Annotated in this window: 12 protein-coding genes; all 12 read right to left on the reverse strand. The window is 34.7% G+C overall.

The window, feature by feature from the left end:
* Positions 1-71: 71 nt before the first annotated feature.
* Positions 72-635, reverse strand: a complete 564-nt coding sequence (gene purN / locus BLT04_RS00720; protein WP_089752699.1) for a phosphoribosylglycinamide formyltransferase — start codon at positions 633-635, stop codon at positions 72-74.
* A 154-nt stretch (positions 636-789) separates the two neighbouring features.
* The gene (gene purM / locus BLT04_RS00725; protein ID WP_089752701.1) at positions 790-1782 is read right to left on the reverse strand and encodes a phosphoribosylformylglycinamidine cyclo-ligase; all 993 of its coding nucleotides are present in this window, start codon (positions 1780-1782) and stop codon (positions 790-792) included.
* 276 nt (positions 1783-2058) lie between these two features.
* Entirely contained in the window at positions 2059-2610 is a 552-nt protein-coding gene (locus tag BLT04_RS00730) for an NADPH-dependent FMN reductase (protein WP_089752703.1), read from the reverse strand.
* 181 nt (positions 2611-2791) lie between these two features.
* A complete protein-coding gene (locus BLT04_RS00735; protein ID WP_089752705.1) occupies positions 2792-3520 on the reverse strand; it encodes a pirin family protein in 729 nt (242 codons plus the stop codon).
* A gap of 181 nt (positions 3521-3701) precedes the next feature.
* Positions 3702-5102: an MFS transporter gene (locus BLT04_RS00740; protein ID WP_089752707.1), complete on the reverse strand. Its 1401-nt coding sequence runs from the start codon at positions 5100-5102 to the stop codon at positions 3702-3704.
* Positions 5102-5617, reverse strand: a complete 516-nt coding sequence (locus BLT04_RS00745) for a nuclear transport factor 2 family protein (RefSeq protein ID WP_089752708.1) — start codon at positions 5615-5617, stop codon at positions 5102-5104. The genes BLT04_RS00740 and BLT04_RS00745 overlap by 1 nt, the downstream gene beginning before the upstream one ends.
* A gap of 105 nt (positions 5618-5722) precedes the next feature.
* Positions 5723-7579, reverse strand: coding sequence for a glycoside hydrolase family 13 protein (locus BLT04_RS00750; RefSeq protein ID WP_089752710.1), 1857 nt, complete (start codon positions 7577-7579; stop codon positions 5723-5725).
* 200 nt (positions 7580-7779) lie between these two features.
* Entirely contained in the window at positions 7780-8934 is a 1155-nt protein-coding gene (locus BLT04_RS00755; protein ID WP_089754155.1) for a hypothetical protein, read from the reverse strand.
* Between the two features lie 8 nt (positions 8935-8942).
* Complete coding sequence (locus tag BLT04_RS00760; RefSeq protein WP_089752711.1) at positions 8943-9815, reverse strand: hypothetical protein; 873 nt, start codon at positions 9813-9815, stop codon at positions 8943-8945.
* Between the two features lie 6 nt (positions 9816-9821).
* Positions 9822-10652 carry a hypothetical protein gene (locus tag BLT04_RS00765; RefSeq protein WP_089752713.1) on the reverse strand — a complete coding sequence of 277 codons (831 nt, stop codon included), beginning with the start codon at positions 10650-10652 and terminating at the stop codon, positions 9822-9824.
* On the reverse strand, positions 10649-11890 hold the full coding sequence (locus BLT04_RS00770; RefSeq protein WP_089752715.1) for a radical SAM protein: 1242 nt from the start codon (positions 11888-11890) through the stop codon (positions 10649-10651). The genes BLT04_RS00765 and BLT04_RS00770 overlap by 4 nt, the downstream gene beginning before the upstream one ends.
* Before the next feature lie 71 nt (positions 11891-11961).
* Entirely contained in the window at positions 11962-12201 is a 240-nt protein-coding gene (locus BLT04_RS00775) for a hypothetical protein (protein ID WP_089752718.1), read from the reverse strand.
* Positions 12202-12259: the final 58 nt, after the last annotated feature.

Raw genomic sequence — 12259 nt, forward strand, 5'->3', positions numbered from 1 at the left:
CTCTAATATTAATCGTCATTTTGTAGCGTTGTCAGGCTGAGCTTGTCGAAGCCTTTAACACCTTATTATTATTAGTTTCCTAATACTTTATTGATTGCTTTCGGGAAAATTTCGTATTCAATTAAATGAACTTTTTCCGCAACGCTTTCGGGAGTATCGTTTTCCGTAACTTCAAATGATTTCTGAAGAATAGCTTCTCCTTCATCGATTCCTGAGGTTACAAAATGTACGGTTGCTCCACTTTCTTTTTCTTTAGCTTCAATAACGGCATTGTGAACATGGTGTCCCCACATTCCTTTTCCTCCAAATTTTGGAAGCAAGGCCGGATGGATATTGATGATTTTACCTTTCCAGTTTTCACAAAATTCAGGTTTGAGGATTGATAAAAATCCTGCCAATACGATTAAATCTGTATTTTCTGGGATGATTTTACTCAATTCGCTGCTGAAATTTTTTCCTCTCGGAATCAGAACGTTGTCTATGTTATGATTTTTTGCTCTTTCCAGTCCGTAACATTCTCTGTCAGCCACCACCAAAGATACTTTTGCATTCTGGATTTCTCCGCTATCAATGGTATCGATGATTCTCTGAAGATTGGTTCCCGAACCGGATACTAAAATGACTATATTTTTCATTTTTATTTTGTGAGCCTTGTTAAGGTTTAAAACCTTGACAAGGCTTTGACTGTTATTTTACTAGCCCCGATTGCAGCGGCATCCTTTTTTGTTGCGGCCGGAGCGAAGCGGAGGCCGTAATAAAAAAGATATAGCGGAAAGCGGGATTAAGCTCCTAAAATTTTAAATCTATTTTTTCGCTTCCTTCTGTAATTTCTCCGATCTCGTAAGCATCGTCGAGAAGATGCAATACTTTTTCTGCGTGTTCTGCATCCACTACAACGATCATTCCGACACCCATGTTGAATGTTCCGAACATCTCTTCACGAGCGACGCCACCTCTTTTTTCCAATTCCAGCATAATGCTTGGAATCTTGATTTTTGAAGCGTTGATTGAAGCACAAAGTCCGTCACCGATAATTCTTGGAATGTTTTCGTACAAACCACCGCCCGTAATGTGAGCGATCCCGGCAACCTGCACTTCTTCAATCACTTTGTGAATATCTTTATAATATAATCTGGTCGGAACTAAAAGTGTTTCGTATAAAGGTTTTCCTTCAAATTCTTCTTCAAAATTAGGGAATACTTTTCTTACCAAAGAAAATCCGTTTGAATGGAACCCTGAGCTTGGCAACGCAATAATTTTGTTACCCGGTTTGATCTTTGAACCGTCGATAATCTGGTCTTTTTCAACAATTCCTACGCAGAATCCTGCAACATCATAATCTCCAGGCTGATACATTCCCGGCATTTCAGCAGTTTCGCCACCAATCAATGCACAGTTGTTGTCTTTACAAGCTGCTACCATTCCTAAAACGATTTCTGCAGCAATTTCAGAATCTAATTTTCCGCAAGCCAGATAATCTAAAAAGAACAATGGTTTTGCACCGTGACAAAGAATGTCATTCGCACACATCGCAAAACAATCTACCCCGATAGAATCATATTTTTTGGAGTCTAAAGCTACTTTAAGCTTCGTCCCCACACCATCGGTTCCTGAAACCAAAACAGGATTTTTGTATCCTCCGATCTCATAGAACGCTCCAAAACTTCCCAAATGATTCAATACATTGGAATTGTGAGTTTCCCCAACCGCTTTTTTGATCTTGTCAACGGTTTTGTATCCTTCTTCTTTGTCTACTCCTGCAGATTTGTAAGTGTTGCTCATGTTTTATTTAGATTTTAGATGCTAGGATGCTAGATTTTAGACTTACGGTCTTGGATCTGACATCTGATGTCTATTTGTCTTTATTTATATACTTTTATATATCAATTTTAGAAAATAAAAAAGCCGACAATCTTGGTAGATTATCGGCCAGTATTTTATCTGAGAATTTCAGAGCCCACAGTTTTTCCTTTTATGGAGAAACATTCTTTGAAAGTGGACTGAATTTTCATCTTTTTTCTTTTTGCAAAGATATTAATTTTATATTAATATTCAAATCTATTTTTCAAGGATAGATTCAATAGCCGAAATTTTTTGAATTTTTTCTCTTAACTCGCTGTCTTTCTCTTCATTGGAAATCTTCTGATTAGCTTTATCAAAATTATCATTGAAGAAAGGAAGTGTAAAAGTATCAATGATATTTCCTCCGTGCAAAGGAAATCTTTTTTCTGCGGCTTCTAAAACACCTAATCCACCTCTCGCGCCCGGTGCTGTGGCCATCAATAGCATAGGAACTTCATTCCAAACTGCTCTGGGCTTTATTCTTGACGTCCAGTCGAACACATTTTTAAATGCTGCGGAATACGTTCCGTTATGCTCTGAAAGGGCAACCAAAAGAACATCTGCGTTGTCAATTTTTGAGGCAAAATCCTGTGCCTGCTGCGGAATTCCGCTTTCCACTTCTCTCTGATGCTTATAAATCGGCATTTCAAAATCATTCATATCAACGATTTCCACTTCTGCATTTTCGAATAATGTTGTGGCATATGTTACGAGCTGTTTATTAATTGATGCATCAGAATTACTTCCTGCTACGGCTAAAATTTTCATTGTATTTTATCTGTTTAAGTATTGTTGTTTTGTTTTTCTTAATTTTGACGCAAAGGTCGTGAAGATTTTTATAATTTTATAATTATTATTTTTTAATCACAAAAGTCAGAAAAGATTTTAACACATTAGTTATTTTTAATTTCCTAATTAAAAGCTTTTGTGACTTTTGCAGAAAAATTATTTATCTTAAATAAGAAGGCAATTCCATCGGGACTTCCATTAAAAGGATTTCTGTGTCTTCAACAGCTTCTATATTAAAGCTTTGAGTATCCCAAATTCCTAATCCGTCTCTTTCATTTAAAATTCTGTCACCCACTTTTGCGCTTCCTTTTAATACAAAAGCATAAACGCCGTTTCCTTTTTTGTTAAGGGTGTAATTTTTACCGTTTCCTTTCGTAAAATTGGCCAAATTAAACCATGCATCCTGATGAATCCAAACGCCGTCATCATTTTTATTTGGTGATAAAATCTGCTGAAATCCGTTGATCTTTTCACCTTCTTTGATGCTTTTCTGATCGTATCTCGGTTCAACATTCTCTTCTTTCGGGAAAACCCAGATCTGTAAGAATTTTACAGCTTCATCTTTATTTTTGTTGTACTCGCTGTGCATTACACCCGTTCCGGCGCTCATCACCTGAATTTCTCCTTTTTTGATCACGGCAGTCGTTCCCATCGAATCTTTATGCTCCAAATCGCCTTCCAAAGGAATGGAAATGATTTCCATATTTTTGTGCGGATGTGTTCCGAAGCCCATTCCCTGAGAAACGGTGTCGTCATTCAAAACCCTCAACACTCCGAAATGCGTTCTTTCCTGATTCTGATAATTTGCAAAACTGAATGTATGGTAACTGTTTAACCAACCGTGATTGGCGTGCCCTCTTGTATCTGCTTTATGATAAACTGTTTTCATATTGTTAATTATTTATAGTACAAATTTACGGCTTGCAGACTGGGAAAATGTTGACGTAGGATAAGAAAGGGGTTTAGGGTTTAGGGTTTAGGGTTTAGGGAAAATAGTACTTATATTAAAACTAAATTTTTAATTTGACTATTATCAAAAATTAATTCCTAAACCCTAAACCCTGATTAAATCAAAAATGAACCTGCTGAATTTCCTCTTCAATCTCTTTTGGTGTTTCGTCTTCTGATTTAATGAAAATCATGGTAAGAACCGCTCCCAATAACATACAAACACCTCCAACGACAACATAATCCATTGCATGATTTCCGAACATATTGCTTACAATCGGACCTCCGAAAAGTCCGTTGATGATTTGAGGAATGACAATAAAGAAGTTGAAAATTCCCATATAAACACCCATTTTCTTTTGCGGGATTGAATCAATTAACATCGCATAAGGCATCGCTAAGATACTTGCCCAGGCAAAACCTAATCCCACCATTGAAATCCAGAGATTGTTGATATCTTTAATGAAATACATTGAGATCAAGCCTAATCCACCGCAAGTCAATGCTAATGCGTGAGTTTGTTTTTTACCTATAAATTTCGCAATCGGGGTTAAAGCAAATGCAAAGAAAATGGCGTATAAATTATACCTTCCAAACAAATGCCCGGTTAAATCCCCTGCTTTATTAAATTCCGCGGAATGTGTATCATCAGGCGAAAGTCCGAAATGATGTGTTGCCAAAGCACTTGTCGTGAAAACCCACATCGTAAATAATGCAAACCACGAAAAAAACTGTACAATTCCCAGTTTCTTCATCTGAGAAGGTGCATTTTTAAAGTCTTTAAAAATATCCGAGAATTTCGATTGATCTTTTGCAATTGGTTTTCCGCCTTCAAATGATGCAAATTCTTCAGGTGAATACTCTTTAGTAGTAATAATTGTGTATAAAATTGACAAAATCAAAACCGCCGCACCGATGTAAAAAGCATAAATCACATTATCCGCCACAAAACCTTTTGGAGCTTCATTGGAAATGCCCCATTTTGTTAACCAATTGGGTAATTCAGAACCGATAACTGCGCCGATTCCAATTAAAATGGTCTGAACAGAAAACCCGATCGTTGCCTGATGTTTCGGCAGCATATCTCCTACCAAAGCCCGAAAAGGCTCCATTGCCACATTAATTGAAGCATCCATCATCGCGAGAAAAATCACCGCCAACAATAAAACATTGGCAGCCATCATTTGCGTTGCAGAAGCTGCATTCGGAAGCATGACCAAACCGATCGCACATAAAACAGCACCAATTAAAAAGTAAGGTTTTCTTCTACCCAACGGGCTCCAGGTGTTGTCGCCCATGTGGCCGATAATCGGCTGAACGATCAATCCTGTGATTGGAGCAACCAGCCAAAACCATGATAATTCGTGAACATCTGCCCCGAAATTGGCCAAAATTCTGCTTGCATTTCCGTTTTGTAAGCCAAAAGCCATCTGAATGCCCAAAAATCCCATGCTCATATTGATGATTTGAGCCATGGAAAGATTCGGTTTTTTTCTTCCTGAAAGTGAACTGTTTAACTCCATTATTCTGATCTTAATTTTTCAATTAATACATCTTCAATCGGAGCTTTTTCTACCACGACTTTATCTACAATCTCGTTGGGAACCGTTACTGAAAGAACATATTGCTTCACTTTCCATTGTCCGTCTATTTTTTCGACCACTCCGGAACCGCGGCAGATTTTCATTTGTGTGTCCAATAATTCATCGAACCAAGCCAATTTTCCGTCTTTGCTGAAGTAGATATTTCTTTTTAATGAAGTAAAATTCCAGGTTTTCTTTTTATCAAAATAAGGTTTAGCCCAAACCATAAATGCTTTTTTATCCCAAATTTCAGTCGCATCCGTTCCTATAAATGTAGATTCATCAGCATAATAATTAAAATAAGCAGTAAAATCAGCTTTTTCCGCAGCGGCGTTAAAACCGTCGAGCATTTTGCCAATTTCTGTCTTTTCCTTTTCAAATTTTGACTGTGCAGAGATTGTTGTGAAGCTTAATACAAAGAATATTAAGGCAAAAAATATTGTCGTTTTTTTCATATTAAAATTATCTTGTTGTTTTCTAAACACAAATAGCTCTAATTTTTTCACGAATGACACTAATAATTGTGAAAATCCGTGTAACTAATTATGCTTTTTAGCGTTTTACTTTAATTCAATAATCATCGAAGTTTTTGCGGGTATTGTTAAATTATTTTGTAATGAAAATTCTTTATCGGAAATGATGTCTTTACCTTTTGTAAATCCGTTCAGAGATTCTGCGAAATGTTTTAAATCCAATATTTCCTCTTTTTCATTATTATTTAAAGCCACCATTACACTTTCTTTTTCATTATATCTAAAATACACAAAAACATTATTCTGGGGAACGAAATTTTTAGTTTTTCCGGTGTGAATGACTTCTTTTGTTTTTCTCCAGTTCAATAATTTTTGTGTAAACTGATAAAATTTTTTCTGCTCGGCAGTTTGGGTTGAAGGATTCAAAGCATTTTGCGGGTCCGATTTCCAGCCTCCCGGAAAATCTCTTCTGATGTCTGCGTCGCCACCTTTATTTTTGTCACCTCGCATACCGACTTCAGAACCATAATAAATCTGCGGAATTCCGCGAACAGTTGAAATTAAAGTTAAGCCTAATTTATACGCTTTCGGATCAGCATTAAAAATCTCGTTCCATCTTTCGGTGTCGTGATTTTCAAAGAAAACCATTACGTTATTAATATTCGGGTACAAAAAATCACTGCTGAAACTATTGTAGATCCGGTTCATTCCCGTATCCCAGCTTTCTTTTTCTTTCAATGCTTTCGGCAGATCTCCGTACAGCATAAAATCCATTACAGACGGAAGATAAGAATTGTAATTTGCCGCTTCTCCCGTTTTTGAATCCTTTTGCCATGCTGAAATTTGTCCCGCTGTACTCAACCATGTTTCTCCGACAATATTGAATTTAGGATATTCATCGGTGATCGCTTTTGCCCATTTTGCCATCCCTTCTTTATCGTTGTAAGGATAAGTATCGACACGGAAACCACCTAATTCAGCGTATTCTATCCACCAAATCGCGTTTTGGGTTAAATATTTTAAAACTAAAGGATTTTTTTGATTAATATCAGGCATTGTTGTATCAAACCAGCCATCCAATGCGACTTTCTTGTCAATTTCAGAAGCGTTGGTATCGAATTGTGTCGTCGTTTTGTAATTGGAACGTTTAAAACCATTTTCGCCATCATTAAACCAGTGAATCCAGTCTTTTGTTGGCAGATCTTTGATCATCCAATGCGAAATTCCCCAGTGATTGGTCACATAATCCATCACCAGCTTCATGTTTCTTTTATTTAATTTTTGGGAAAGCTCTTTGTATTCTTCATTGGTTCCGTAACGGCCATCGATTTTATATAAATCGGTTTGAGCGTACCCATGATACGAATAGACTTTTTCGTTGTCTTCATTCACCGGCGTTAACCAAACTGATGTCGCCCCCAAATTTTGAATATAATCAAGATTGTTGATGATTCCGTGTAAATCTCCGCCGTGACGACCATTGGGCAAAGTTCTGTTGGTTTTTTCTGTCAAATCCGGCATTGAATCATTTTTTTCATCACCGTTAGCAAAACGATCTGGCATGATGAGATACATTACATCTTTTGAAGTAAAAGATTCTCTGTTTGCGGAATTTGGCTGTCTTTCTTTTAATTCATAAGTATAAGAAGCAATATTTTTTTTACCTTTTTTAATATTGATCTTAAATTTCGGAATGTTGATTTCGTTTGTATTTAAGGTAAGAAAAACATAGTTCGGATTTTCAACTTTCTCGATATTTTTAGCTTTAATCCCATCTGAAAGTTCAATTTCATTGTTGGCAACATCTTTTCCGTAGACTAGAATCTGGAGTTCCGGATTTTTCATTCCTTTCCACCAAAAAGCAGGCTCTACTCTGTCCAAAGGTTTTTGTGAAAAAGCAATTGATGCCACCGATAAAACGATTATTGAATATAATTTTTTCATTTTCAGTTTATTTTAATGTTTTTTGATTAAGTCAATCTTCATTGTAATTAATTTGTATTTAAAATAATTATACCTCAAAAAAAACATTTCAGAATATATCATTTCTTCATCAATTTTATAAATTTTGGCTTTAAATATATGGTATTTAAATAAAAAAACTACCTATAAAAAGTAGTTTTAACAAAATTCTTAGAGTATAATTACTTGAGCTCTGTATATTTGCTGTTGATCAACGTATTGGGTTTTAAGTAAATCATATTATTTTGAAAATCCAGAAATACATTAAATCGTTTTAATATTTCGTTTCCTACAATGTGCATCCTTGATCCGCTAATCATTCGGCTTTGGGACATGAGCTGGGCAGGAACATTTTTAAGCTGATAATTTCCTAATGAAAAAGTCTGAAGATCTGAAGTAATAACAGGAATTTCATTGCCTTCTGCATCTTTCATGACAACTTTTTTGAGAACCTTCATCTTATCTGCGGGAAAATTCTGTTCCTTAAGTAGCGAGCCGTCGAGCATTAAAGTTCTCTGATAGCCCGTGTCAAAAAGATACCAGTTTTTATTCTGAACACCGTCTTGTGAAATTGTACTTTCGGCTAAGAATACATTGTTGAAATATTTCATTTTAAGCCTGGAATAATCATCATTTTTTACATATTTCGGAATTTCTGAGTGTACGACCATAATTCCCTTATCGTAGTTTAGTTCAACGATCATCCCATCAAACAAATCCCATCCGAATCTGCCGTCTGTACCGTGACCTGTAAGCTCTGCCGGATATATTTTAAAACCCTGATATTGTTTGTTTCCAATTTGTAAAACATTTACACCGGATTTTAAAGATTGCTTAATTTTATTCTTTAAAGTTTCTCTTGTAAGAACAAGATCACTCGTTCCTGTATCAAAATTAAGAGTAAGAGTATCTGTTTTGTTTAAAGCAGCCTTTATAGACATTGTATTCTGTTCGTTGATCTGCATTTTAATTGTATCTCTAAAAATAGGATCGCTTTTACCAAGATTTTTCGGTGGAAGACTTTCAATTCTTGTCAAACACGAATCTTTACCATTTAAAAGAATAACAAAATCTTTCTTTTCTCCACTCTTGATCTTGATTTTTATTGAATCTATATCCGTTTTTATCTTCACAATTTTATTTCCTGAGCTGATTTTGGAAACGGTATAAGTATCTAATTTAATAGTGGGATCAATATTCCATTCCGTTACCAATCCGTTGTCTTCTTCCAATATTATCGCACTTGTTCCATTAGCTTTGATCACCGGAAGCTTTTTCTGTGCAGAAATGAAACCGACAGACAAAAATGATGCTATAATCGTAAAAATATTTTTCATAAAAATCATTAAATAACGAATTTTCCTAAATAAGTAATAACAATATCCAACGAAGTATTTCCGAGTGTAGATCCGTCATGAAAACAGTTGTCGGTGGGCGCAATATAATAATGATAAGGTTTTTGCTCCACTCTCAACATCGGATAATCAGGAAATAATTTCAGGAAAAAAGATGTTATATTTTTATTATTAACATTGTTTTCTTTTACGTCTATTTTTTCTTTGATCATGTTATAAGCCTGAATCATAGAAAGATTTGTAAACAATAAATAGCGTGATTGCTCACCTAAATTTATGGTCAATCTATTTCCACATTTATGAGCGCTGTGCAGCGTCATTTTTTCGGAACTATCTTTGTGAATTCCTATGTACTGAAGGTCTTCAACCGTATAATTGGCCGGCAATTTTCTTTTATCCAATGATACGATCTCACTGTTAGGATAATTCGTTGCAATGCTCATAAAATTAAATGGAGCCAGCGAAATATTTTCAAGGAAATTATTTAATTCTGAGTTTAATTTTCCTACAGAATTACTATTACTTCTAAATTTCTCCAAAACCTCTATTTCTGAATGTGCAGAATGCAGATCCAATTCATTAAAAATCTTTTGAATTTTCAACGGAATTTCTCCTGTAAAAACAGAATTATAATCTTTTTTATTTTTATTCTCACCATTAATTACTTTAATTTCCTCTTTATTGGGTGATCTCCAGTCTCTTTTGGGCAAATGAGCTTCGGGCTCGTATTTTTGTATAAATTTTAAATCTTTAAAAATAATTTCATTTGGAGACTGATGTGAATGATGAATCGTTCCCGAATTGATTTTCACTATATTATCAAGCTTCTCCGAATATATTTTAATACCTGATTTTAATTGCATAGCCTTTTAATATTGATTAAACATTCCGACATATACCATTGTAATATCAAAATTTTTATTTCCCAGCGTGCTTCCGTCATGAATGAAATTATCCGTTGGGGCAATATAATATTGATAAGGTTTGATTTCCAGCTTTATCACAGGATAATGAGGATAGAGTGCAAAAAACTTTTCGACAATATTCTCTGATGTAATCTTTTCAGAATCTAACCTTTGGACATATCCGTAAATTTGTTTTAATGTAAGATTCACAAAGTATAAATGCCGAGGTTCCTGACTGATATTTATAGATATTCTGTTATCTGATTTATAGGCAGTATGTGGTGTAAAATAAGTACTTTTATCTATATGCAGCCCTGTATATCTGATATGCTCATGATTCAGAAAATGAAAAGTCGTCGTATGCATATCCGGCATACATCTCGTAATCCGGTGAAATTTATAATTCTGATCCGGTGATTTTTGATTTAAAAATTTATTGATCTCGTTATTAATTTTCAGAGTTAATTTTTCATTTTCCTTGAATTTTGGCTGTACATCAAATAAAGACTGACATTCTCCGAGATTAAGTTGTTTAAATAAGGCTTTAAGGCTTTCGGGTATTTCACCAACTCCAAGTGTATTAAATATTTTGCTTTCAGCTTTAGCTGTTGATATTTTTTTATATTCTGAATCTGTAAGCTCGCGCCAATTTGTATCTGGCAAATAGGCATTGCTGTAATATTCTACCTCTGTTTTTACCTGATCTATAGGAATAATACCTGTGTTTATTTTTATCTGATTTTTCAAATCTCTGATATTATGATCAAAGATTTTGATACCTTCCTTTAAATTCATACCAGACTATAAGCTTTTAGTTTATTTTTTACAGTTTCCTTGATCGCAATCTCACTTGACATTTCCAATTCGCCAACAATTTCATCATAAGAAACTTTTGTAAGACCCATTTCTGCACATGCTTCTTCCGAAAGACTGTCTATAAGGTCATTCTGAAGAAATGTTACCAGTTTGATAATATCATGGCAATAGATCGTAGGATTATCAAAACCATTGTCGTTGGAAAATCTGTTTCCTAAGAAACCGCCTCCACAAATATCATAAACAGGGCAATTCAGACACTTTTCCGCTACCATTTCATGAGAATTTATATAAATCTGAAAAAGCGTATCGTTGAAGATATCCCCAATATTATTGGTGTGAATATTAATATTATTTCTTGTGATTCCTTCATAGCATGCCCTGATAGAATCTGCCACTTCAAGATTACCATTGGTTTCCAGAACAGCTACTCCATTCAATCTTCTCCCAAGCATCTGATCACCTTCATCTTCTCCTGCAATTAACTGGATAAGTGTTTTGAAAAATCTGATGTTCGGCCTGTTACTGTCCTGTTTCCAAATAGTGAATAATTCTATGAGCCAGTCGGCATATAGTGTGTATTGGTAAGTATTAATCTTATCTTTTTCTAGACCATCCGGGAGCTTATCAAAATGACCGTCCGGAAGGAGTATATTAAAACTATTTACGTCTAAACTCTTTATCTCATCATAAAGCTCGCGAGGAGAAATTTTCAAATTAACCACCGACAATATGCCGTGTAATCCGTTATTAATTCCCAGCTGAATAGCTTCCCTCACTTCATTATAAGAACCTTTCCCGTTGTGGAAAACACGATATTCATCATGATATTTCTGAGGGCCGTCCATACTGATCCCAACTCTTATATTAAGATTGTTAAAAAGCTGATACCATTCATTATTCAAGCCAACACCATTGGTCTGAATCACAAAATCAAAGTACACATCTTTTACAATATCTGTAAAAATCCGTATGCTTTCTCTATAAAAATCTTTGGATAAAAGTAAAGGCTCACCTCCGTGAAAGACTATCTGTAAATAGTTTAATTTATTTTCTTTACAATATGTATATAATTTCTCAGCAAAAACAGTTATTGTATCGACTGACATGAATTTAGGCTGTTTCAGATAAGTTTTATCTCCTAAATTATACATATAACAATACGAGCAGTTTAGATTGCATCTGCTCGCAACTTTCAGAACAAAAGAAGTAACCATATCTATATCAATAAATTAAAAGTTCTCCGTTATTAGCTAACGAAGAACTATAAATTTTAAAATCAGTAAATCTAAGCTCTTAAGAATTGATCAACCTTATTATAAGCTGCAGAAGCACCTGAAATTGCAACAACGTCACAATTGTTCGGTTTTGGACTGATAATTACCGGCCCGCCTCCAATACCAGTATTAGTGGTACCTCCGAAGATTGCTTTGTAAAGATCTACATTTTCTTTTTCAGATGACTGAATAGATTTTTTTAGAATACTCTTTTGTTCGAGATTACTCGTGATTTTGAATTTCTTTTTCATAAAAATAGTATTTGGTTATTAATTTACTTAACTCACCAAATATAGATAATTTATTTTA

Source organism: Chryseobacterium soldanellicola, assembly GCF_900100115.1.
Classification (GTDB): Bacteria; Bacteroidota; Bacteroidia; order Flavobacteriales; family Weeksellaceae; genus Chryseobacterium; species Chryseobacterium soldanellicola.